Source organism: Rhodococcus sp. 14C212 (assembly GCF_011058195.1).
Taxonomy (GTDB): domain Bacteria; phylum Actinomycetota; class Actinomycetes; order Mycobacteriales; family Mycobacteriaceae; genus Rhodococcus; species Rhodococcus aetherivorans.
Genome location: NZ_JAALEH010000092.1, coordinates 1 through 23,371, shown reverse-complemented (window position 1 = coordinate 23,371; position 23,371 = coordinate 1). Strand labels below are relative to the sequence as shown.

The 23,371-nt window shown below is 70.1% G+C and carries 22 protein-coding genes, 1 tRNA gene, 1 pseudogene and 1 riboswitch; of the genes and pseudogenes, 20 read left to right on the top strand and 4 right to left on the bottom strand.

Annotated features, from left to right (window positions below; translation table 11 throughout):
* From G6038_RS25755 to G6038_RS25715, 9 genes are all read left to right on the top strand, one after another.
* The coding region (locus tag G6038_RS25755) for a segregation/condensation protein A (RefSeq protein ID WP_165041013.1) at window positions 1-811 on the top strand (811 nt) is incomplete at its 5' end.
* A gap of 53 nt (window positions 812-864) precedes the next feature.
* Window positions 865-1,494 (top strand): SMC-Scp complex subunit ScpB, encoded by a 630-nt coding sequence (gene scpB / locus G6038_RS25750; protein ID WP_206025632.1) that lies wholly within the window; start codon window positions 865-867, stop codon window positions 1,492-1,494.
* A gap of 12 nt (window positions 1,495-1,506) precedes the next feature.
* Window positions 1,507-2,511, top strand: coding sequence for a pseudouridine synthase (locus G6038_RS25745; protein ID WP_346772920.1), 1,005 nt, complete (start codon window positions 1,507-1,509; stop codon window positions 2,509-2,511).
* Window positions 2,512-2,528: 17 nt separating this feature from the next.
* Complete coding sequence (cmk, locus tag G6038_RS25740) at window positions 2,529-3,191, top strand: (d)CMP kinase (protein WP_206025631.1); 663 nt, start codon at window positions 2,529-2,531, stop codon at window positions 3,189-3,191.
* The gene (gene der / locus G6038_RS25735) at window positions 3,188-4,609 is read left to right on the top strand and encodes a ribosome biogenesis GTPase Der (RefSeq protein ID WP_165041007.1); all 1,422 of its coding nucleotides are present in this window, start codon (window positions 3,188-3,190) and stop codon (window positions 4,607-4,609) included. Before cmk ends, der begins: the two co-directional genes overlap by 4 nt.
* An 83-nt stretch (window positions 4,610-4,692) precedes the next feature.
* Window positions 4,693-4,766: transfer RNA gene (locus G6038_RS25730), tRNA-Pro, on the top strand.
* Between the two features lie 231 nt (window positions 4,767-4,997).
* Window positions 4,998-7,658 (top strand): bifunctional acetaldehyde-CoA/alcohol dehydrogenase, encoded by a 2,661-nt coding sequence (adhE, locus tag G6038_RS25725; protein WP_165041005.1) that lies wholly within the window; start codon window positions 4,998-5,000, stop codon window positions 7,656-7,658.
* Window positions 7,648-8,085, top strand: a complete 438-nt coding sequence (locus tag G6038_RS25720; protein ID WP_100057001.1) for an SRPBCC family protein — start codon at window positions 7,648-7,650, stop codon at window positions 8,083-8,085. Before adhE ends, G6038_RS25720 begins: the two co-directional genes overlap by 11 nt.
* Before the next feature lie 46 nt (window positions 8,086-8,131).
* Window positions 8,132-9,133: an SMP-30/gluconolactonase/LRE family protein gene (locus G6038_RS25715; protein ID WP_206025625.1), complete on the top strand. Its 1,002-nt coding sequence runs from the start codon at window positions 8,132-8,134 to the stop codon at window positions 9,131-9,133.
* Between the two features lie 261 nt (window positions 9,134-9,394).
* Here G6038_RS25715 and G6038_RS25710 read toward each other — a convergent pair whose 3' ends face one another.
* Entirely contained in the window at window positions 9,395-10,363 is a 969-nt protein-coding gene (locus tag G6038_RS25710; protein ID WP_165041003.1) for a vWA domain-containing protein, read from the bottom strand.
* Between the two features lie 24 nt (window positions 10,364-10,387).
* The gene (locus tag G6038_RS25705; RefSeq protein ID WP_165041001.1) at window positions 10,388-11,326 is read right to left on the bottom strand and encodes a MoxR family ATPase; all 939 of its coding nucleotides are present in this window, start codon (window positions 11,324-11,326) and stop codon (window positions 10,388-10,390) included.
* 130 nt (window positions 11,327-11,456) lie between these two features.
* On the opposite strand from G6038_RS25705, the gene G6038_RS25700 reads away from it, so the two are divergent.
* From G6038_RS25700 to gcvP, 11 genes are all read left to right on the top strand, one after another.
* Window positions 11,457-12,074 carry a CoA pyrophosphatase gene (locus G6038_RS25700; protein ID WP_165040999.1) on the top strand — a complete coding sequence of 206 codons (618 nt, stop codon included), beginning with the start codon at window positions 11,457-11,459 and terminating at the stop codon, window positions 12,072-12,074.
* A gap of 76 nt (window positions 12,075-12,150) precedes the next feature.
* Window positions 12,151-12,768, top strand: coding sequence for a CDP-alcohol phosphatidyltransferase family protein (locus tag G6038_RS25695; protein WP_165040997.1), 618 nt, complete (start codon window positions 12,151-12,153; stop codon window positions 12,766-12,768).
* Window positions 12,765-13,631: a DUF881 domain-containing protein gene (locus G6038_RS25690; protein WP_165040995.1), complete on the top strand. Its 867-nt coding sequence runs from the start codon at window positions 12,765-12,767 to the stop codon at window positions 13,629-13,631. Before G6038_RS25695 ends, G6038_RS25690 begins: the two co-directional genes overlap by 4 nt.
* A gap of 5 nt (window positions 13,632-13,636) precedes the next feature.
* Window positions 13,637-13,993 (top strand): DUF1290 domain-containing protein, encoded by a 357-nt coding sequence (locus G6038_RS25685; protein ID WP_165041015.1) that lies wholly within the window; start codon window positions 13,637-13,639, stop codon window positions 13,991-13,993.
* 4 nt (window positions 13,994-13,997) lie between these two features.
* Entirely contained in the window at window positions 13,998-14,738 is a 741-nt protein-coding gene (locus G6038_RS25680; RefSeq protein WP_165040993.1) for a DUF881 domain-containing protein, read from the top strand.
* Between the two features lie 43 nt (window positions 14,739-14,781).
* Window positions 14,782-15,186 carry a glycine cleavage system protein GcvH gene (gcvH, locus tag G6038_RS25675; protein WP_165040991.1) on the top strand — a complete coding sequence of 135 codons (405 nt, stop codon included), beginning with the start codon at window positions 14,782-14,784 and terminating at the stop codon, window positions 15,184-15,186.
* Between the two features lie 174 nt (window positions 15,187-15,360).
* Window positions 15,361-15,828, top strand: coding sequence for a glycogen accumulation regulator GarA (garA, locus tag G6038_RS25670; RefSeq protein WP_006936772.1), 468 nt, complete (start codon window positions 15,361-15,363; stop codon window positions 15,826-15,828).
* Window positions 15,828-16,565: a MerR family transcriptional regulator gene (locus G6038_RS25665; RefSeq protein WP_165040989.1), complete on the top strand. Its 738-nt coding sequence runs from the start codon at window positions 15,828-15,830 to the stop codon at window positions 16,563-16,565. Before garA ends, G6038_RS25665 begins: the two co-directional genes overlap by 1 nt.
* Before the next feature lie 113 nt (window positions 16,566-16,678).
* Complete coding sequence (locus tag G6038_RS25660) at window positions 16,679-17,152, top strand: bifunctional nuclease family protein (protein ID WP_165040987.1); 474 nt, start codon at window positions 16,679-16,681, stop codon at window positions 17,150-17,152.
* A gap of 259 nt (window positions 17,153-17,411) precedes the next feature.
* Window positions 17,412-18,038 carry a MerR family transcriptional regulator gene (locus G6038_RS25655; RefSeq protein ID WP_165040985.1) on the top strand — a complete coding sequence of 209 codons (627 nt, stop codon included), beginning with the start codon at window positions 17,412-17,414 and terminating at the stop codon, window positions 18,036-18,038.
* A 72-nt stretch (window positions 18,039-18,110) separates the two neighbouring features.
* Window positions 18,111-18,205, top strand: a riboswitch (glycine riboswitch).
* A gap of 169 nt (window positions 18,206-18,374) precedes the next feature.
* Window positions 18,375-21,227: an aminomethyl-transferring glycine dehydrogenase gene (gcvP, locus tag G6038_RS25650; RefSeq protein ID WP_165040983.1), complete on the top strand. Its 2,853-nt coding sequence runs from the start codon at window positions 18,375-18,377 to the stop codon at window positions 21,225-21,227.
* Window positions 21,228-21,373: 146 nt separating this feature from the next.
* Here gcvP and G6038_RS25645 read toward each other — a convergent pair whose 3' ends face one another.
* Both G6038_RS25645 and G6038_RS25640 read right to left on the bottom strand, forming a co-directional pair.
* On the bottom strand, window positions 21,374-22,525 hold the full coding sequence (locus tag G6038_RS25645) for a metallophosphoesterase (RefSeq protein WP_165040981.1): 1,152 nt from the start codon (window positions 22,523-22,525) through the stop codon (window positions 21,374-21,376).
* A gap of 5 nt (window positions 22,526-22,530) precedes the next feature.
* A pseudogene (locus tag G6038_RS25640) lies at window positions 22,531-23,371 on the bottom strand (hypothetical protein); the annotation flags it as partial.

The window sequence follows — 23,371 nt, the reverse complement described above, 5'->3', positions numbered from 1 at the left end:
GCCCGACGCTGCCCGGCCCGCCCCGCCCCCCGCGGGCTTCCAGGTACGGCTGCGCAACTTCGAGGGCCCCTTCGACCTGCTGCTCACCCTGATCTCCCAGCACCGCCTCGACGTCACCGAGGTCGCCCTGCACGAGGTCACCGACGAGTTCATCGCCTACACCCGCGCCCTCGGCCCCGAGATGGGACTCGACCAGACCACCGAGTTCCTCGTCGTCGCCGCCACCCTGCTCGACCTCAAGGCCGCCCGCCTCCTGCCCTCCGGCGACGTCGACGACCCCGAGGACCTCGCCCTGCTCGAGGCCCGCGACCTGCTCTTCGCCCGCCTGCTGCAATACCGCGCCTTCAAACAGATCGCCGACCTGTTCGCCGAGTTCGAAGCCGCCGCCCTGCGCCGCTACCCACGCGCGGTCTCGCTCGAACCGCAGTACGAGAACCTGGTGCCCGAGGTCGTCCTCGGCGTCGACGCGGCCCGGTTCGCCGAGATCGCCGCCGCCGCATTCCGGCCCAAGCCGCCACCCCGCGTCGGCCTCGACCACCTCCACACCCCCCAGGTCTCCGTCCCCGAACAGGCCGCCCGCCTGCTCACCCTGCTGCGCGCCCACGGCGCCGGCACCTGGGCCACCTTCGGCCAACTCGTCGCCGAATGCGACAACAGCCTGCAGATCGTCGCCCGGTTCCTCGCGCTGCTCGAGCTCTACCGCGAACGAGCCGTCACCTTCGACCAACCCGAGCCGCTCGGGCCGCTACAGGTGGCCTGGACCGGCGAGAACGACGACGCCGTCACCACATTCGAGGAGGACTACGGGTGAGCAGCGACACACCGGACCCCGACCCGCGCGGACTCGACGCCGAACTGCTCGAGATGACCGACGGCGAACTCGCCGCCGCCCTCGAGGCGCTGCTCCTCGTCGTCGACACCCCCGCCCCCAACGCCCAGCTCGCCGACGCCATCGGCGTCACCGCCACCCGCGTCGAGACCACCCTGCACCGCATGGCAGCCGACCTCGACGCGCGCGGCTCCGGCATCGACCTGCGCTACGCCGGCGACGGCTGGCGCTTCTACACCCGCCGTGACTACGCCCCGTACGTCGAACGGCTCCTACAGGGCGGCGCCCGCACCAAGCTCACCCGCGCCGCCCTGGAAACCCTCGCCGTCGTCGCCTATCGCCAGCCCGTCACCCGCGCACGCGTCAGCGCCGTCCGCGGCGTCAACGTCGACGGCGTCATGCGCACCCTCCTCGCCCGCGACCTGATCGCCGAGGACGGCACCGACCCCGAGACCGGCGGCACCCGCTACGTCACCACCGAACTGTTCCTCGAACGCCTCGGCCTGGCCTCCCTGCAGGACCTGCCGCCCCTCGCGCCGCTGCTCCCGGACGTCGATGTGATCGACGACATCAGCGAAAGTCTCGAGGCCGACCCACGATTTGCGAGAATAGGAAGGAACCCGCGCACCGAGTCCACCTCGCCCGCGCCGTTCGATCCCGATTGAGACAGGAAAAAAGTGCACAAGCCCGCTCGCCGTGATGGCACACCGGACCGCAGAAAGACCACCTCCCGCGCGGGGAACCCCCCGCGCGAACGACGAGGCGAACCCGCCGCCCACGCGGCCACGCCCAAGAAAGCGCACCGCAAGGGCGACACCCCGCTCAACAAGCGCGGCCGTCCCGCCGCGCCCAAGCCCCAGGCCCAACGCCCGGCGGCCCTCCCCAAGATCAGCAACGCCAAACCCGCCCGGCACCAGCACACCGCCGAGCGCCCCCAGCTGCCCGCCGGCGAAGGCATGCGCCTGCAGAAGGTCCTCGCCCAGGCCGGAGTGGCGTCCCGCCGCGCCGCCGAGGAACTCATCGCCGCCGGACGCGTCGAGGTCGACGGCTCCATTGTCACCGAACAGGGCCTGCGCGTGGACCCCGAGAACGCCGTCGTCCGCGTCGACGGCGTGCGCGTCGTCGTCAACAAGGACCTCGTCCACCTCGTGCTCAACAAGCCACGCGGCTGGCAGTCCACTATGTCCGACGACCTCGGCCGCCCCTGCGTCGGCGACATCGTCTCCGAACGCGTCGCCGCCGGACAACGCCTCTTCCACGTCGGCCGGCTCGACGCCGACACCGAAGGGCTGCTGCTGCTCACCAACGACGGCGAGCTCGCCCACCGGCTCATGCACCCCTCCTACGAGGTGACCAAGACCTACCTCGCCACCGTCAAGGGCGTCCTCCCGCGCGGTATCGGCAAGCAGCTGCGCGCCGGCGTCGAACTCGACGACGGCCCCGCCAAGGTCGACTCCTTCGCGCTCCTGCAGGTCAACGAGGGTCAGTCCCTCGTCCGCCTCGAACTGCACGAGGGCCGCAAGCACATCGTGCGCCGCCTGCTCGACGCCGTCGGCCACCCCGTGATCCGCCTGGTGCGCACCGACATCGGACCCGTCGCGCTCGGCGACCAGCGACCCGGCACCCTGCGGGTGCTCGGTCGCAAGGAAGTCGGCGGCCTCTACCAGGCGGTGGGCCTGTGAGCTCCCTGATCGTCGCCATGGACGGTCCGTCGGGTACCGGCAAGTCCACCGTCTCCAAGCGCCTCGCCCGCCGCCTCGCCGCCGCCTACCTCGACACCGGCGCCATGTACCGGGTCGCGACCCTGCACGCCCTGCGCGCGGGGGCGGACCTGACCGATCCCGCCGCTATCGCCGCCGCCACCACGTCCCTGCCCTGGTCGATCGGCACCGACCCGGAGGTCGAGGACATCCGGCTCGCCGGGGAGGACGTACGCGAGATCATCCGCGGCGGCGAGGTCACCGGCGCCGTCTCCGCCGTCTCCGCCGTCCCCGCGGTGCGACGGACCCTCGTCGCAGCGCAACAGCGCATCGGCCGCGACGCCGGGCACATCGTCGTCGAGGGCCGCGACATAGGCACCGTCGTGTTCCCCGACGCGGACGTGAAGATCTATCTCACCGCCTCCGCCGAGGCCCGTGCGCAGCGGCGCAACCAGCAGAACATCGCCGAAGGCCGCGGCGACGACTACGAGGCGGTGCTCGCCGCGGTGCAGCGCCGCGACCACCTCGACTCCACCCGCGCGGTGTCCCCGCTGCGCGCGGCGGACGACGCGGTCGTCGTCGACACGAGCGACATGGACATCGACGAAGTGATCGCCGCGCTCGCCGCCGTGGTCGCCGAGCAGACGGGAGCGACCCTGTGAGCGAGGACGTGACGGAATTCGCCGGCGACGGCACCTGGTCGGAGGAAGCGGACTGGGACCTCGAGCTCGCCGGGGCAGACGAACTCGAGGAGTTCGTGCCCGTGCCGACCGTCGCCGTGGTCGGACGACCCAACGTCGGCAAGTCGACACTGGTCAACCGCATCATCGGCCGCCGCGAAGCGGTCGTCGAGGACGTGCCGGGCGTGACCCGCGACCGCGTCTCGTACGAGGCCAACTGGAACGGCCGCCGATTCATGGTGCAGGACACCGGCGGCTGGGAGCCCGACGCGAAGGGCCTGCAACAGTCCGTCGCGCGGCAGGCGGAGATTGCGATGCGCACGGCCGACGCGATCCTGATCGTCGTCGACGCGACCGTCGGCGCCACCGCCGTCGACGAGGCCGTCGCCAAGGTCCTGCGCCGCTCCAAGACGCCGGTGCTGCTCGTCGCGAACAAGGTCGACGACGACCGCGTCGAGGCCGAAGCGGCCGCCCTGTGGTCGCTGGGCCTGGGGCAGCCGTACTCGGTGTCGGCCACCCACGGCCGCGGCACCGGGGACCTGCTCGACGAGCTGCTCTCGGTGCTGCCGCAGACCCCACGCGAGGGCACCGGCGGGGGAGGCCCGCGTCGTGTCGCGCTGGTCGGCAAGCCCAACGTCGGCAAGTCCAGCCTGCTCAACAAGCTGGCCGGCGACGAAAGGTCGGTGGTACACAACGTCGCCGGCACGACGGTCGACCCGGTGGACTCCCTCGTCGAGCTCGGCGGCAAGACATGGCGGTTCGTCGACACTGCCGGCCTGCGCAAGCGCGTCAACACCGCCTCCGGGGCCGAGTTCTACGCCTCGCTGCGCACCCGCGGCGCCATCGAGGCCGCCGAGGTGGCGGTGCTGCTGATCGACGCCTCCGAGCCCATCACCGAGCAGGACCAGCGGGTGATCTCGATGGTCGCCGACGCGGGCCGCGCCCTCGTCATCGCCTTCAACAAGTGGGACCTCGTCGACGAGGACCGTCGCTACGAGCTGGGCCGGGAGATCGAACGCGATCTGCTGCGCGTGCCGTGGGCGGCGCGTGTGAACATCTCCGCCAAGACCGGCCGGGCCGTGCAGAAGCTCGTGCCGGCCATGGAGACCGCCCTCGAGTCCTGGGACAAGCGCATCTCCACCGGCCGGCTCAACACCTGGCTCAAGGAGATCGTCGCCGCGACTCCGCCGCCGATGCGCGGTGGCCGCCTGCCGCGGGTGCTGTTCGCCACCCAGGCCGGCACCCGGCCGCCGACCTTCGTGCTGTTCACCACCGGATTCCTCGAGGCCGGCTACCGCCGATTCCTCGAGCGGCGGCTGCGCGAGGAGTTCGGCTTCGAGGGCAGCCCGGTACGGATCTCCGTGCGCGTGCGCGAGAAACGGGACCGCCGCGGCAAGTAGCACCCGAAACGGTCCTGACCAGGCGATTGGTGAATCAGTCCGTCCCTGTTGTAATCTCAACGAGCGCTCGACGAGAGCGCGGACGGGCTGTGGCGCAGCTTGGTAGCGCACTTGACTGGGGGTCAAGTGGTCGCAGGTTCAAATCCTGTCAGCCCGACCCACGACGAGGCGGTCCCGAATTACCGGGACCGCCTCGTTCGCGTGGGGCCACCCTCCGCGGCTCACCCCGGAACCGACCGCCCCCGGGTGCGGGAGCGGTAGCCCCCGCGAAAGGCCCACGGTCAGGGTCCAAAGACCGCAGTCAACACCTCGGGCCGCGAGTACTGTCGCGAAAAGGAGCCGCGGCCACACCGAGGCGCGACGGGCATCTCCAGTCCGAGGAGACAACATGACCGAAACCCGGATCGGCACCGAATCCCAGGCCGTCAACAGCACCGGCGACGCCGCCACGGCGGAGGCGACTTCCGCCGTCGACACCGGCTCGGTCCGGCACGAGCAGATCGACGCGGTCGTCGACGCGGCGACCGCCGCGGCGGCCGAGTTCCGCACACTCGACCAGCAACAGGTCGACGCGATCGTCGAAGCCATGGCGCAGGCCGGCATCCGGGCGGCCGCGGAACTGGCATCGGTGGCGATCGAGGAGACCGGATTCGGCGTCTTCGAGGACAAGGTCGTCAAGAACTACGTGGCCACCGAGTTCCTCTACGACTACCTCAAGGACAAGAAGTCCGTGGGCGTGATCGAGGAGGACGTCGAGCGTAGCATCGTCCGCGTCGCCGAACCCATCGGCGTCGTCCTGGCGATCACCCCGGTCACCAACCCCACCTCCACGGTGCTCTACAAGGCGATCGTCGCGGCCAAGACCCGCAACGCCGTCATCTTCCGGCCCTCGCCCTTCGCCGTGCGGTCGTGCGAACGCACGGTCGAGATCCTGCGCGCGGCAGCAGAAGCGGCCGGTATGCCCCCCGGCGCGCTGCAGGTCATTCCCGACGCCGCCCATGAGGTCACCCACTACCTGTTCAAGCATCCTCGGGTCGACTTCATCTGGGTCACCGGCGGGCAGAAGATCGTTTCCCTCGCCAACGCGGCCGGGAAGCCCGCGCTCGGCGTGGGACCCGGCAACGCCCCGATCTATCTGCACCGCACGGCCGACATCGAGGGCGCCGTCGTCGACATCCTCATCTCGAAGACCTTCGATGCCTCCGTGATCTGCCCCGCCGAACAGACCTGCATCATCGACGACGAGATCTACGACGCCACCGTCGCCGAGTTCGAGCGGATGGGGGCGCACGTACTCACGGACGAGCAGGCCGCCGCGGTGGCCGAGTTCGCGTTCGGCTGCGGCGACAAGGTCAACCTCGCCGCGCTCGGCCAGCAGGCTCCCGAACTGGCCGCCCGCGCGGGCTTCACCGTGGATCCGGCGGTCAAGGTGCTCCTGGCGCCGTTGCCGTCCGACCTCGACCAGCTCGCGGCGCACCCGCTGGTGCAGGAGAAGCTGATGCCCGTCCTCGGTCTCGTGCGCGCCCGCGACGTCCAGCACGGCATCGACGCCGCCGTGCTCGTCACCGAACACGGCGGTCTCGGTCACACCTCTGCCATCTACGCCACCGATCCGGCGGTCATCGACGCCTACGGTCTGGCCGTGCGCACCGGCCGGATTCTCGTCAACGCCCCGACCGCGGTCGGCGCGCTCGGCGGGATCTACAACAACCTCACCCCCACCTTCTCCCTGGGCTGCGGCACGTGGGGCGGATCGAGCACCACCGAGAACGTCAACTACCAGCAGCTGCTCAACATCAAGACCGTCGCGCACCGGCGCACTCCGCCGCAGTGGTTCCGCGTGCCTTCCAACACCTACTTCAATGCCGGTGCCCTCGAGAACCTCCGCGACGTCCCCTGCACCAGCGTCGTGGTGGTCACCGACGCGTTGAGCGAACAGCGGGGAGTGGTCGACGAGCTGCGCGCCCACCTGCGCGCGGAGCACATCAAGGTGTTCAGCGAGGTCGAACCGGAACCGGACGAGGCCACCATCCGCCGCGGCGTCGCGCTGCTCGAGGGGAACCCGCCGGACCTGCTCATCGCCATCGGCGGCGGGTCGGTGATCGACGCGGCGAAAGCGATCCGGCTGTTCTACGAACACCCGGAGAAGGATCTCGCGGGGCTGACGCTGCCGTTCCTCGACCCCCGCAAGCGCATGGCGGAGTACCCGCAGGATCCGCACAAGCTGCGGCTGGTGGCAATCCCCACCACCGCCGGCACCGGATCGGAGGTCTCACCCGCGGCCGTCCTCACGGTCGCCGGCCGCAAGGAGACCCTCGTCGACTACTCGCTGGTTCCGGATATGGCGGTCGTGGACCCGATGCTCACCCTCTCGATGCCGCGCACCCTGACCGTGGACACCGGCATCGACGCGCTGACCCACGCGCTGGAAGCGGTGGCCTCCATCTTCGCCTCGCCCTTCACCGATGCGTTCTGTGTCCAGGCGGCGCGCCTGATCTTCGAAGCGCTGCCGCGGGTGTACGACGATCCGAACGATCTGTCCGCCCGCACCGACATGTCCAATGCCGCCACTCTCGCCGGACTCGCCTTCTCGAACGCCTTCGTCGGCACGAACCACGCACTCGCGCACTCCGTCGGTGCCAGGTTCGGCATCGCTCATGGCCGGGTGAACGGGGTGTTCCTGCCCCACACCCTGCGCTACAACGCCAGCCTGCCGACCAAGTTCATGCCGGCTCCGGGCTACTCCGCGTACGTCGCGCCCGAGAAGTACGCCCAGCTCGGGCGGATCGTTTTCGGCGGCCACGAACCCGAGGAGAGCCGCCGCCGGCTCTTCCAGGGTGTCGAGGATCTGCTCCGCCGCATGGGCGTGCCGCGCACTCTGAAGGAGATCGGCATCGCGGAGGACGAGTTCCTCGCCGCCCTGCCGGAGCTGGCGATGACCGCCTTCCAGGACTTGAGCAACCGCACCAACCCGCGGATGCCGCTGATCAGCGAGATCACCGCCCTGCTCCGGCTCGGCTACTACGGGGAGCGCGAGCATGCCCACTGACAGCGCCACCAAGACCGTCCAGGTCGAGGCACCGTTGGACACCGTGCTCGCGACCATCCGCGACCTCGAGAGCCAGACCGAGTGGATCCCCGAGATCCTCGAGGCCGAGGTGCTCGAGGTCGACGAGGAGACCGGACTGCCGCGTACCGCCCGGTTCAAGGCGTCGGCCACCGTCGGCACCGACAGCTACACCCTCACCTACCGGCACCGCGACGACGGCATGAGCTGGTCGATGCTCCAAGGACGCCTGCAGACCGGTCAGGAGGGCCGCTACCAACTCGATGCGGTCGGTCCGGCCAGCACCTCCGTCACGTACGAGCTGACCATCCATCACAACCTGCCGCTGCCCGGTTTCCTGCGGAATCGGGTGATCAAGGGCTTGGTCGACAGTACGCTCACCGGTCTGAAGAAGCGCCTGGAGAGCTGAACGCGGGCGGCATGGGCCCACCCGGCAGGATCCTTCCATGCCGCCGATGCGCAAGATGCCACTCGAGCCCGCTCTCCGACACCTGCCGCCCCCACCGCCACGTGCGCGCCGGCGCGCCGGCGACGACCCGTTTCCCGCCTTCACTCGCATCCCGCTGAGCGGCCGCGGCCCTGAGGACGTGGTCGTCGACATGGACGGAAGGGTGCTGTGCGGTGTCGAGGATGGTCGTATCCTGCGAGTCGACCCCGGGACGGGCACCGAAGACACCGTCGCGGAGACGGGCGGAAGGCCCCTCGGCCTCGAAGTGCTACCGGACGGCGATCTCCTCGTCTGCGACGCGCACCGTGGTCTCCTGCAGGTAGACGTCCGCCACGGGACCGTCCGGACCCTGGTCGACGTGGTCGACGGTCGGCCTCTGACGTTCTGTTCCAACGCCACCGCCGCCCGGGACGGCACCGTCTGGTTCACCCAGTCCAGCACCCGCCACGGTCTGGACCACTACGTGGGCGCCCTGCTCGAGCACCGCGGCAGCGGCCGACTGCTGCGCCGCGACCCGGACGGTTCGGTTCATGTCGTACTCGACCGTCTCCACTTCCCGAACGGCATCACTCTCACCGAGGACGAATCCTCTGTCCTGTTCGCCGAAACCGGCGGTTACTGCCTGACCGGACTGCCGGTCCGCGTCCCCCACGCGCCGCGTCCGCTGATGACGAACCTTCCGGGAACGCCGGACAACGTCTCCCGGGCGCGCGGCGGCCGGCTGTGGGTGGCGATGGTTGCGCCCCGCAATGGTGTTCTCGACCGGCTCGGAGGCAGCCCACCCGTAATACGCCGGGCGTTGTGGCGACTGCCGGTGGCGCGCCTGGCTCGTCCCGCTCGCACGACCTGGGTGCTGGGGGTGGGGGAGGACGGCCGGGTGCTTCACGACTTCGAGTGCCGGGATGTGCCCTTCGGCCAGGTGACGGGCGTCGCCGAGCATGCCGGGCGGTTGTATCTGGGAAGCCTGAGCGACTCGGCGATCCTGTGCTTGGACGTGGACCGGGCGTGAGCGAGCCACGACGGCACGCTTCTCCCGCCCGTCCGAACGGTGCGCCCTCGGACACGAGAGGGGGAGGGGAGCGGGCACCCTGCGGTACCGCCAGGTCTGAATTCGAAGCAAACGGAACAACAGAATTCCCAGAAGAACGCAGCCCGGCGCACCCAAGTCCGGCCTACATAATCCGACAAGTACGGAACAGAAAAATTTTCCAAACTCCACCACAACTCCACACACCCCACCGAACAACCCACCTCGACGAAAACCAGACAGTCAGGCGCCGAACGCGCGAGAGATGGCCGCAGCGACGTCGCGGTGGCCCCGGATCGGCAGGGCAAGCCCACGCCCGGCGTGAGCGAGGTCGCGGGCGGTGAGCAGATCGTGTTCGCCGGAGATGTCGGCGAGCACGTCGAGCCGGGGGAGCCGGGAGGCGGCGGTCCGCGGATCGGGCCCGGCATTGTGCACACAATCGGACAGCAACAGCACCCGTCCTTCGTCGGCGGGTACGTCCCGGAGCTGACGCGCCGCCACCTCGAGCGCGAAGCCGACGTTCGTCAGACCCTTGCTCGGGATCCGGAGCAGCAGATCAACCAGCCGGGAGGGGGAGACCGGCTCACCGAGAGCGCTGAGCACCGCGGCTTCGGACCAGAACGCCACCACCGCCAGATCGTCGTGGCCGAGCTCGCCGGCCACGGCACCCACCGCGGCCGCGGCGGTGCGGATGCGTTCTCCGCGCATCGACCCGGAGATGTCGACGACCAGCACCACCTTCCGGCGGTCGCGGATCCGGTCCCGCATCATCAGATCGGTCGACCGCGCGAACGGGTCCTCGGCGAGTACCTCGACGGTGCGGTCGAGGTCGAGTTCCTCGGCGCCGTCCTGATACGGCAGGGTTCGCAGTCTGCCGACGCCCCGCCGCGGCAGGCGACGGTGCCGCGGGCGCGGCACGGACAGGCGCGCAGCGATCTCGCGGGCCCGGCGTCGGACCTCGGCGTCGGCGGCGGGGCCCGACGCATCGAGGTCGGCCAGTGTCAGCATCTCGGCCGGCTCGTCGGTCGTCCCGGTACCCGCACCGGGACCCGTTCCGGGGCTGCGCCCCTGACGATGCGGACCGCCGACCATCGCCACACCCTGGCCGCTACCTCGGTTCTCGTACAGCGTCGGGGCCCTCGACAGCTGCTTCGGCTTGCGCCGGAACGGTTTTCCCCGACCGGTGGAGTGGCGCTGGGTGCGCCGGTGCACGGGGCCGTCCGCGGGGACGGCTCTTCAACCGGGGGACGCGGTGCTGGGGCGGAGGAGGAAATGGTCCTCCCAGATCTCCCGCAACACCGCCTCGGGTGTGGTTTCGGCGACCTCGTCCACCGCGATCCGCCCGGACAGAGCCACCAGCAGGGCGTCGAGCACAGCGCCGGTGTAGTCCGGCAGCAGATCGCGCGGCGGGTCGGTCGAGTCCGGCAGCTCACCACGCACGTCCCGCATGTCGATCAGCTGCATCGCGACCAGCGTCAAGTCGATCGCGCCGCGGACGCTGGACCCGCCGCGCAGATCGGGGTGCCCGCGCGTGGCGCGGGTGAGAGCTACCGCGTCGGCGACGAGCCGGGCCGACCCGCACCCGGTGCGCCGGACGACGATCTCGCGTTCGGCCTGTGGGTCCTGATAGTCCACCGACAGCCGGCAGAACCGGTCGTGCACGCTCATCGACAACCGGACGGTGCCGATGTTGTCGAACGGGTTCATCGAGGCCACCACGCGGAACGCCGGATCGGCCTCGACCGTGCCCACCCGCGGCACCGTGATCCGCCGCTCCGCCATCGCGGTCAACAGGCTGTTCAGTGTGTCCTCGGGCGAGCGGTTGAACTCCTCGAGGTAGAGCACCCCGCCGGCTCGCATCGCCGCCACCAGCGGGCCGGGCACGAAGTTGTCCTCGTGGTAGCCCTCCGACAGCACCCGCGCCGGATCGTGATAGCCCACCAGGCGTGCCGGCGTGAGATCGGCGTTCCCCTCGACGAACATCAGCGGACTGCCGAGCTCGGCGGTGATGGCCCCGAGCAGGGTGGACTTGCTGGTGCCCGGTGGCCCCTCGAGCAGCACGTCGCGCCCCGCGCCGATGGCGGCGAGCAGGAGGTCGGTTTCCCGGGCCCGGCCCACCACCCGGTCCGCGACTCCCTGTCGGACCTCGGCCATCGGTCGGGTGGTGCGCTGCATGCTCACGTCCTCGTGTACCCCTGGATCCGTTCGTTTCCTCGGACAACTATGCACCGGGTGGACCCACGGGGCGGACCGATTCGGCGATCCATGCGCAGAATCGCAGTCCCCACCCCCTAATGTCGAGGCCATGACCGTCCGGAACCCCTTGGACCCGACCGAGATCGGGTCGGCGCTCGCCGCGTTCGAACCCCGCTCCCTGCCGCTGGAAGGCCGGCGCCACGCGGCGGTGGTCGTCGCCGTACTCGACGACGGGCACGGCAACCCGGTCGTGCCGCTCACCCGCCGCCCGACCCGCCTGCGAGCTCACCCCGGCCAGTTCGCCCTGCCGGGCGGACGTCTCGACGACGGGGAGGCACCCGACGTGGCCGCGCTGCGCGAGCTGCACGAGGAACTGGGCCTGCGCACCGATCCCGGCGGCATTCTCGGCCGCCTCGACGACTACATCACCCGCTCGGGTTACGTCATCTCCCCGTACGTGGTCTGGGCGGATGCCGGTATCGACGATCTCGTGCCCAACCCCGACGAGGTGGCCGCACTCTATGCCGTCACCGCATCCGAGCTCGACAGCGAACCCCGGTTCGTCGCCATACCCGAATCGGACAAGCCGGTGATCCAGTGGCCGTTCCGGGGACATCTCGTCCACGCCCCCACCGCGGCGGTGGTGTACCAGTTCCGTGAAGTCGTGCTCCACCGCCGCAGCACCCGCATCGACGACCTGGAACAGCCCGTGTTCGCGTGGAGGTGACGAGTCGGCCGGCCGGCGGCGACGAGGCGTGTGCAAGGCTGTCGGAACCGACCCCACCCGAGCGACAGGACGGACGATGAACGACGCGACGACGGCTGGTGCGTCGGCCCGATCCGACCGCATCGTCACCGTCCCCAACGTGCTGAGCCTCGTCCGCCTGGTCGGCATCCCGATCTTCCTCTATCTGGTCCTCGTCCGGCACGCCGACGGATGGGCGCTTGCGGTCCTCATGCTCAGCGGGATCACCGACTGGGCCGACGGCAAGCTCGCGCGGCTGCTCGACCAGGCCTCGCGGCTCGGCGCGGTGCTGGATCCGCTCGTCGACCGCCTCTACGTCGTCACCACCCTCCTCGCCCTGGTGGCCCGCGGCATCGTGCCGTGGTGGATCGCCGCGGTTCTGATCGGCCGGGAGCTGGTCCTCGCCCCGACCCTGGCCGTCTACCGTCGCCGCGGCCTGCCGCCACCGGAGGTGCTGTACCTGGGTAAGGGCGCCACCTTCCTGCTGATGTTCGCGTTGCCGCTCCTGCTGGCCGCGGAAGCGCTTCCCGCCGCGGCCGGCGTCCTCGCGCCCGCCGGTTGGGCCGCCCTCCTCTGGGGGACTGCCCTCTACGTGTGGACGGGAGTGCTCTACCTGTCGCAGGCGGTGCGGACGGCCCGTGCGGTACCCACCTCGGGAGGGCCTGCCACCGAATGAACCGCAACTGGGAGCAGATCCGCCGCAACCCCGTGCCGTCGCTGCTCAAGGCGCTTCTCGAGGACCACCTCGACCCCGGTTACGCGGCCGCGGCGCACGACCGCGCCGTCGGCCACGCCCGGCCCACCCGGGTCGGCGTCGGGCTCTGGCTGGTCCTCGGTGGCCTGCTCGCCGGACTCGTCCTCGGAGTGGCCTACGCCCAGAACATCGAGCGGGAATTCGGTAGCGATCAGGCACGCAACGAGATCCTTGCCACGGTCCGCACCGCCGAGGACCGCAACGACGTCCTCGCGGCCACCCGCGACGACCTGGCCACCCAGGTGGAACTGCGCCGCATCGAGGTGCTCGCCGACGACGAACAGGGTACGGCGGTGCTCGACCGGCTCGCCCGAGCCGAGGAGGCCGCCGCCGCGGCTCCCGTGCGCGGCCCCGGGATCACCGTCACCCTCGCCGATCCCACCTCGCGCCCCGACCTGACGGACTCCGCGGAGAAGGACCGTGCCCGCAGCACCTCGGTGATCCTCGACCGCGACCTGCAGTCGGTCGTCAACGCCCTCTGGGCAAGCGGGGCCGAGGCCGTCGCGATCAACGGGGTACGGGTCGGTCCCGGTGTCACGGTCCGGCAGGCCGGGGGAGCGATGCTCGTGGACAACCAGCCGGTCTTCTCGCCCTACACCGTCGCCGCCGTCGGGTCCCCGGCCGATCTGCAGACCGGCTTCGTCGTCAGCGACGCCTACCTGCGTATGTCCGGGGTGCAACAGCTGTACGGGGTAGGTTTCACCATCACGGAGGCGACGGACCTCGCGTTGCCGGGCGCCTCGGTACGCGACGTCGCAGCGGCACGGGAAACGGGAGAGCGGTGAAGACTGTGGCGACCAAGCGCGGATACGCCCTCTATGCGGTGCTGGCCCTCGGTGTGGGCATCGCCGTGGGTGTGATCTTCAGCCCCCAGGTTCCCGACGTGGTCCAGCCCTACCTGCCCATCGCGGTGGTCGCCGCGCTCGACGCGGTCTTCGGGGGACTTCGCGCCTATCTGGACGAGATCTTCGACGCCAAGGTGTTCGTCGTCTCCTTCGTCTTCAACGTGCTCGTCGCCGCACTGATCGTCTGGCTCGGCGACCAGCTCGGCGTGGGCACCCAGCTGTCCACCGCGATCGTCGTGGTCCTCGGTATCCGGATCTTCGGCAATGCATCCGCGCTGCGGCGCAGACTGTTCGGGGCGTAGCCGGATGCACGAGGGCAAGCACGAACGGCACGAACCGGCCGAGAGCGGGTCGGCGCGCCGATCGCGGATCGTCTTTTCCGCCCTGGCGGCGCTGCTCATGGTGGTGCTGGGCGCGGGAATCGCCACACAGGTCAGGAACACCGGTTCGGGCGACGCGCTCGACTCCGCCCGTCCGGCCGACCTGCTGGTGGTGCTCGACAACCTCAATCGGCGCGAGGCGGAGCTGCGGCAGGAAATCACCACCCTGGAGCAGACGCTGGGGAGCCTGGAACGGAACGGGTCCGAGGCCGCGCTCGCCGAGGCGCAGCAGCGCCTGTCGGCCCTGGAGATCCAGGTGGGCACCTCCCCGGCGGCCGGTCCGGGAGTGATCTTGACCATCTCCGACCCTCGGCGCGGCGTGGGTCCGGAAGTCCTCCTCGACACGATCCAGGAGCTGCGCGCCGCGGGGGCGGAGGCCGTCCAGGTCTCCGGGACCGGCGGCGCCGTCGCCCGTATCGGCGTGGACTCCTGGGTGGGCGGAACCGCCGGTGCGCTGGTCGTCGACGATCGATCGATCGCGGCGCCCTATACCGTCGCCGCGATCGGGGACGCGCCCACGCTGGCGGCGGCTCTGAACATCCCCGGCGGCGTGGTCGACACGGTGGCGCGCGCGGGCGGGTCGGTACAGATCGAACAGTCGCCGCAGGTCGACGTGCCCGCCTTGCGGGAGATCGAGCCGCGACAATACTCTCAGCCCGGTAATTGAACCCGGCGTTCCACGCGAATGTCGCTGCCCGAAAGGACCTGTCGTGAGTGAGTTCCGAACACCCGCCGATCTGCGTTACACGGCGGAGCACGAGTGGGTTCGCCGAACCGGTGACGCGACTGCGCGCGTCGGCATCACGGACTACGCCCAGTCGCAGCTCGGCGACGTCGTCTTCGTGCAGTTGCCGGAGACCGGAGCGGAGATCACCGCGGGCGATTCGTTCGGCGAGGTGGAGTCGACCAAGAGTGTTTCCGACGTGTTCGCGCCGCTCACGGCGAAAGTCGTTGGGGTGAACCCGGATCTGGATGCCAATCCCGAGCTCGTCAACAGCGATCCGTACGAGGGCGGCTGGCTGGTGGACCTCGAGGTGGGCAGCAAGGACGAGCTCGACGCCGCTCTGGCGAGCACGCTCGACGCGGACGGGTACCGCGCGATCACGCAGAACTGACGCCGCGTCCGGCCGGGACCGCGTCTGCCTGCACGAAGGACGTTGTGCAGGGTACGGTCAACGGTAGGCGTGTGCCGGGTCGGGGCGCGGGTCCGTACCGGAAGTGATCGTGGCTGAACGAAACTGCGGCCCAGGGGGAGCGATCCCGAAGGGCCGAACGGATAAGGAGATACGGTGAGCGAGAACGGCAACGCGGGCTACGAGGAAACCCCTGCGGAAACCACTTCGGTGTTTCGTGCCGACTTCCTGAACGAACTCGATACCACCGGCGCGGGCACGGGGACGACCGAGGCCCCCGTCTCGGGGGTCGAGGGGCTTCCCACAGGATCGGCGCTGCTCGTCGTCAAGCGTGGCCCGAACGCCGGGTCGCGTTTCCTGCTCGATCAGCCGACGACGTCGGCCGGGCGTCACCCGGACAGCGACATCTTCCTCGACGACGTGACGGTGAGCCGCCGGCACGCCGAGTTCCGTCAGGACGAGGGCGAGTTCCAGGTCGTCGATGTGGGAAGCCTGAACGGCACCTACGTCAACCGCGAGCCGGTGGACTCGGCGGTCCTCGCGAACGGCGACGAGGTACAGATCGGAAAGTTCCGGCTGGTGTTCCTCACCGGCCCGCGGGGTTCGCAGGGCACGGGTAGCTGATGACCGCTGCCCGCCAGCCGTCACCGGGGGGAATGTCGATCGGGTCCGTGCTCGATCGGCTACGTCCCGAATTTCCGGACGTGACGATCTCCAAGATCCGCTTCCTCGAATCCGAGGGACTGATCAGTCCGGAACGCACCCCGTCGGGTTATCGACGTTTCTCGATCGCGGACTGCGAACGCCTGCGGTACGTGCTGACCGCGCAGCGGGACCAGTACCTGCCGCTGAAGGTGATCAAGGAACAGCTCGAGGCGATCGACCGCGGTGTCGCGACGGTGGGTTCGGTGGAGAGCCGCCCGAAGCGGCCCCGGCCCCTGGCGGTGGCGCCGGGCGAGGTGTCGCCGGAGGATCTGCGCACGGACCGGGAGGTGCGGGTCGGCCGGGAGGACCTGTGCCGGCGGGCGGGCATCGAATCGTCCTTTCTCACGGAGCTGATCCGCGCCGGGCTCATCGCGCCCGGCGCGGCCGGCTTCTTCGACGAGGACGCGGTGCTGCTGGCTCGCACCGCCAAGGCCATGTCCGAGTTCGGCCTCGAGGTCCGGCACCTGCGTGCCTTCAAGCTCGCGGCCGACCGGGAGGCGGGCCTGGTGGCGCAGATCGCCGGTCCGGTCGCGAAGGGCCGGGACGTCGGGGCGCGCGCCCGGGCCGAGGAAATGGTGCGGGAATTGGCGGCGTTGTCGTTGACGATGCACACGTGCCTCGTCAAGGCGGCCGTTCGGGGCGCTCTCGATCGGTGAGTGTGGCAGCCGTAGCGTCGACTCTGACGACGGCGGCTCGTTGGCACTAGAATTCAGGGGGATATCGGCGGACGGTTCGCCACCGACGCACAGCAGGGATGGGAGGCGGCTCGATGAGCGAGATGCGAGTAGTGGGGATTCGGGTCGAGCAACCGCAGAATCAGCCTGTCCTCCTGCTGCGCGAGGTCGACGGTGATCGGTATCTGCCGATCTGGATCGGCCAGATGGAGGCCACGGCGATAGCGCTGGAACAGCAGGGTGTCGAGCCGGTCCGGCCGCTGACGCACGACTTGATCAAGAATCTGGTCGATGCGTTCGGCCGCACCCTCCAGGAGGTCCGGATCGTGGACCTCAAAGAGGGGACGTTCTACGCCGATCTCATCTTCGACGGCGGTCTGCGCGTGTCGTCCCGTCCTTCCGATGCGGTCGCTGTAGCCTTGCGCATCGGCGCGCCGGTCTTCGTGGAGGAGCCGGTGCTGGTGGAAGCGGGCCTCGTCATGCCGGATGAGCGGGAGGACGAGGTCGAGAAGTTCAAGGAGTTTCTCGAATCCGTGTCCCCCGACGACTTCAAGGCGACGGACGGCTGATCGTCGAACGTCGCCGAGGTTCTGTCGCGACTCCCGGTCACGGTGGCCGGGGCGCGCTCTGCGACGAGTGGTACAGGACCGGAAGATCGTCGTCCGGTCGGCGTGTTGCTGCCCAACTTTTCGCACGGGGCGTACGCTGAGTGAATCGCTACGGATCGACTCGGTGGGTCAAGCGGGCGCTCGACGATCGGATGGGGTGGGGGATCCGCCCGTCGTTCGTTCCGGGGCACGCCTGTGCACGCGAGAGGGAGTCACAACAGTGGGAGATCGGCCGCAGGGACAGCAGCTCAGCTTCGACGCCGTCGACCGCGCAGCCCCGTCACGGGCATCTCTCGACGCCGACGAGATGCAGCCGGGTCTGTTCCCGGACGATTCGGTGCCTGACGAGCTCGTCGGCTACCGCGTGCCGATCGCCTGCCAGATCGCCGGCATCACCTACCGTCAGCTCGACTACTGGGCGCGGACGAATCTGGTCGTTCCGTCCATTCGCGGCGCGGCGGGTTCGGGCAGTCAACGGCTCTACTCGTTCAAGGACATTCTGGTCCTGAAGATCGTCAAGCGCCTGCTGGACACGGGCATCTCCCTGCAGAACATCAGGGTGGCGGTCGACCATCTCCGGGAACGCGGAGTGCGGGACCTGGCGAAGATCACCCTGTTCTCCGACGGCACCACCGTGTACGAGTGCACCTCGCCGGAAGAGGTGGTCGATTTACTGCAGGGCGGACAGGGCGTGTTCGGGATCGCGGTGAGCGGCGCGATGCGGGAGTTGACGGGCAGTATCGCCGACTTCCCGGCCGAGAGGTTGGACGGCGGCAACGTCGAGCAGCGTCCCGAGGACGAACTGGCCTCCCGCCGTCGCGAACGCGTCAATCGGCGGATCGGCTAGACGCTCGTCACACGAAACACCTGCAGCCTCGGTGCTGCCGGGCGCCCCCGTGCCCTAGAATCGGTGCTACGTCGCCGCCGTGCGGGAGAGTTCCGGACCTGTTCCGGACGCCGAAGGAGCAGCACCTCCCCGTCAATCTCTCAGGCATCGAGGACCGTACGGGCACCGACGTCTCTGGAAAGCGGTGGGAGCACCCACCCGCCCACGGGGAAAGGACCGGCTCGCTCCGGTACCGAATCTCTCAGGCGCTCGCCCCGGCGAGCTCGCGACAGAGGGGGAGGACACGCACCGCGCGACCCCTGCGCGGATGCGGACCTCCGACCTCAGGGAGTCGCGATGACCGACGCCGCCACGTACACCTTCGCCGACCGCCACGTCGGCCCCGACGCGGCGGGACTGCGCCGCATTCTCGACGTCATCGGCGTCGAATCCCTCGACGAGCTGGCCGTCAAAGCGGTGCCCGCCGGCATCCTCGACGCCCGCGCCGACGGAGTCGCGGACGGACTCGAGTCGCTCGACGCGCCGTTGTCGGAACACGAGGTGCTGACGGCGCTGAAGGAACTCGCGGGCCGGAACACCGTCGCGACATCGATGATCGGCCAGGGGTACTACGGCACGCTGACCCCGCCGGTGCTGCTGCGCAACATCATCGAGAATCCCGCCTGGTACACCGCATACACCCCGTACCAGCCGGAGATCAGCCAGGGGCGCCTCGAAGCACTGCTCAACTTCCAGACCATGGTCTCGGACCTGACCGGCATGGAGGTCGCCAACTCGTCGATGCTGGACGAGGCGACCGCCGCCGCGGAGGCGATGACGCTGCTCAAGCGCGCCAACCGCAAGTCCAGGAGTGCGCGGGTCGTCGTGGACACCGACCTGTTCGCCCAGACCGCCGCGGTCCTCGCGACCCGGGCAGAACCGTTGGGGATCGAGATCGTCACCGCGAACCTCGTCGACGACGGCCTGCCGGAGGGGGAGTTCTTCGGCGTCGTCCTGCAGATCCCGGGGGCCTCCGGCCGGGTGTTCGACGCGGGCCCCCTCGTCGAGGCGGCGCACGAGCGTGGGGCCCTCGTCGCGGTGGGCGCGGACCTGCTGGCGCTCACTCTGCTCACCCCGCCCGGCGAACAGGGCGCGGACGCGTGCTTCGGCACCACCCAGCGCTTCGGCGTGCCGATGGGATTCGGCGGGCCGCACGCCGGCTATCTCGCCGTGCACGCCGCCCATGCCCGCAACCTGCCGGGCCGGCTCGTCGGTGTATCGGTCGACGCCGACGGCGCACCGGCCTACCGGCTGGCGCTGCAGACGCGTGAGCAGCACATCCGGCGCGAGAAGGCGACCAGCAACATCTGCACCGCACAGGTTCTCCTCGCGGTGCTCGCCGCCATGTACGCGTCGTACCACGGAGCCGAGGGCCTGGCCGCGATCGCGACCCGCGTGTCCGGCCGGGCCGCCCGTCTCGCGGCGTCGCTGACGGCCGCCGGCATCGACGTGGTGCACGATAGCTTCTTCGACACCGTGCTGACCCGCGTTCCCGGCCGCGCCGACACGGTCGTCGCGGCCGCGCTCGAGGCCGGCATCAACGTTCGTCGCGTCGACGGGGACCACGTCGGGATCTCGTGCGACGAAGCGACCCGGGACGCCGACGTGGCCGCGGTCCTCGCCGCGTTCGGCGCGGAGGACACCGCGGCCGGAGACACACCCGCCCTGCCGCGGCAGCTCGCGCGCACGAGCGCGTACCTGCAGCACGAGGCGTTCACCCGGTACCGCACCGAGACCGCGATGATGCGATACCTGCGCCGCCTGTCGGACATGGACCTCGCGCTCGACCGCACCATGATCCCGCTGGGGTCGTGCACGATGAAGCTCAATGCCGCCACCGAGATGGAGGCGATCACCTGGCCCGAGTTCTCGGCGCTGCATCCCTTCGCCCCCGCGGATCAGACCGCGGGCATCCGCCGGCTCATCGGCGACCTGGAAGGGTGGCTGGCCGCGGTGACCGGGTACGACGCGGTGAGCCTGCAGCCGAACGCCGGTAGCCAGGGCGAGTACGCCGGGCTGCTCGCCATCCGCCACTACCACCTGAGCCGGGGCGACGAGCACCGGGACACCTGCCTGATCCCGTCGAGTGCACACGGCACCAACGCAGCCTCCGCGGTCATGGCCGGCATGCGCGTCGAGGTCGTGGCGTGCCGGTCCAACGGTGACGTCGACCTCGACGATCTGCGTGCGAAGATCGCCGATCACGCCGAAAGTCTCGCCGCGATCATGATCACGTACCCGTCGACCCACGGCGTCTACGAACACGAGATCGCCGACATCTGCGGTGCCGTGCACGACGCCGGCGGGCAGGTGTACATCGACGGCGCCAACCTGAACGCCCTCGTCGGTCTGGCGCGTCCCGGCAAGTTCGGAGGCGACGTGAGCCATCTGAACCTGCACAAGACCTTCTGCATCCCGCACGGTGGTGGCGGCCCCGGCGTGGGGCCGATCGGTGTGCGCGCGCACCTGGCGCCGTTCCTGCCCGGACACCCGGCCGAACCCGGTCTCGGGGGCGGCGGGCCGGTGTCGGCGGCGCCGTTCGGATCGGCCTCCATCCTCCCGATCACGTGGGCGTACATCAAGCTGATGGGGGCCCAGGGCCTGCGGCGGGCGTCGCTGACGGCGATCGCGTCGGCGAACTATATCGCGCGCCGGCTCGACGAGTACTTTCCCGTCCTGTACACGGGTGAGAACGGCATGGTGGCGCACGAGTGCATCCTCGATCTGCGCCCCCTGACGAAGGATACGGGGGTCACCGTCGACGACGTGGCCAAGCGGCTGGCGGACTACGGCTTCCACGCGCCGACCATGAGCTTCCCCGTCGCGGGCACCCTGATGGTCGAACCCACCGAGAGCGAGGACCTCTCCGAACTCGACGCGTTCATCGACGCGATGATCGCCATCCGCGGCGAGATCGATCGCGTCGGGGCAGGGGAGTGGCCGGCGGACGACAACCCGCTGCGCGGCGCGCCGCACACTGCCCAGTGCCTGGTCGGGGACTGGACCCATCCCTACAGCCGGGAGATCGCGGTGTATCCGCTGGGGCAGAGCCGCGCGAAGGTGTGGCCCGCGGTGCGACGCATCGACGGGGCCTACGGGGATCGGAACCTCGTGTGCTCGTGCCCGCCGTTGGAGGCCTACAGCAGCTGAGCGAATCTTCGGGGCTGGGCGGTGGGTGGCCCAGCCCCGAAGAACCACCTGAAAAAATTCCGACCTCTACGGAATACAATAAATAACCGAACACTCCGTCACCAACTCAATCACGAAACCCACACCCAAACCCACGGACGCAGAGATCAGCCCTGAGCAGTGTTCAGTTCCAGAATTGTCACTTCCGGAGGGGTGGCGATGCGCACCGGCGGACCCCAGGCACCGGTGCCGCGGGAGGTGTACACGAGGGTGTCGCCGAACCGGTCGAGGCCCGTCACCGTCGGCTGTTGCAGGGGCACGACGTATCCGAGCGGCCACATCTGTCCGCCGTGTGTGTGCCCGGACAATTGCAGGTCGACGCCGTGGTCGCGGGCTTCGAACACCTGCCGGGGCTGATGGGCAGCCAGGAGGACGAAGCGCTCGGGATCGCGGCCCTGCAACGCTGCGGTGAGATCCGCTTCGTTCGGGGCCGGTGCCGAATAGTCGTGAATGCCGGCGAGATCGATGACATCGCCACCGCGCTCCAGGGCGACTCGTTCGTTGCGGAGGGTGCGTACGCCGAGGGTTTCCCAGAAATCGAGCCAGGACAGCGCGTCGTCGGCGTAATACTCGTGGTTGCCGCTGACTCCGTAGACCCCGAGGGGAGCTCGCAGGTCGGCGAGGGGAGCGAGATCCTGCCCGACGAGCGCGATCGTGCCGTCGGTGAGGTCCCCGCCGAGAACGATCAGGTCCGGCTGCTGCGCGTTGACGAGGTCCACCGCGCGACGGGTGAATTCGCGACCGCGTGACGGGCCGACGTGCAGGTCGGTGACGAGTGCGACGCGCAACCCGTCGAATCCGGCCGGGAGCCGGCGCAGCGGGATCCGGGTGTGCACGACCCGGGGCCGAGCGGCCTCGACCGTGCCGTAGCCGACGGCGGCGACCGCCGCGACGGTCAGCGCGCCCGTCGCGATCTGCAGGGCGCGCCGCCTGGAGGGATCCGGCGGGTGGGCGTCGCCCCGGAAACGGCGTACCGCTCGCGCCGCGAGGCACACGATCCCGATCAGGAGCGTGCCGAGGACCAGGTACAGCACGACGCCGAGCCAGGTCCAGCCGAGGAATCCGAACGGGCGGGCCCAGCGCGGGTCGAGCGCCGTGCCGCTCTGCGCACCGATCAGAGCGACGACGAGGAGGACGCCGAGGGCGGTGTTCGCGGCGATCGCCGAACGGCCGCGCAGGCCGGGGGCTCGGACGAGGCGGCGGTGGAGCCAGAAGGAGATGAGGGCGAGGAACGTCCCCGCGACGAGAAGGCGGATCACGGGTGTCAGGACATCAGCTTTCGGAGGGCGGCGGCGAGATCGGGTCCGTCGGTCGTGGCGACGGGGACGAGCGCACCGCCGGTGCGGTCGGCGAGGGTCTGCAGGGTGTTGCGGTCCGTGTCGTCGCCGAGCGCCACGACGTCGATCCGGACGGGCCGATCGAGGTCGCCGGCGGCGGCGACGAGGTCGAGGATGCGTTGGCGGGAGGTGTCGTCGTCGTTGGCGCTGTCGGTGATCAGGAGGACGGAGTTCGGCCTGCCGGGGGTGTGGTTGCGCACGGCGTCGACGTAGGCGGCGGCCAGGGACCGGTAGACGGCGGAGCCGTCGGTGGTGTCGGCAGCGGTCAGGGCAGCGGTCAGCGCGGTGCGCTGGTCCGCGGTGAGGGTGCCGCGCGTCACCGCGGCGCGGTACGGGGTGGTGCCGTCGAGGTCGCGGGCGAAGATCCACATGGCGAGTGTCGAGGCATCCGGCGAGCGGGCGACGTGCTGGTCCAGGGCGGTGGCGATGTGGGCGAGACGGGTGTCGTCACCCTCGACGGTTCCCATGGACGTGGAGGTGTCGAGGAGGATCGTGGTGGTGCGGGGTGCGACGGGTGCGCGCCGGTGGTCGAGGAGGATGTCGGCCACGGCCGGGGCGGCGCGGTTCAGGGTCTGTTCGATGCGGGGGAAGGGAACCGCGTCGGTGCGGGGGACGGGCTGGCCGTCGACTCGGAAGCCGGCGTCGGCGAGGGCGCGGGCCGCGTCGGGTTCGCGGAGGTGGCCGGCGAGTTCGGCGGCGGCACGGGAGAGGGTCTCGTCGACCCACGGGGCGTCGACCACGGCGGCGGGGAAGTCGGCGGTGGGGGTG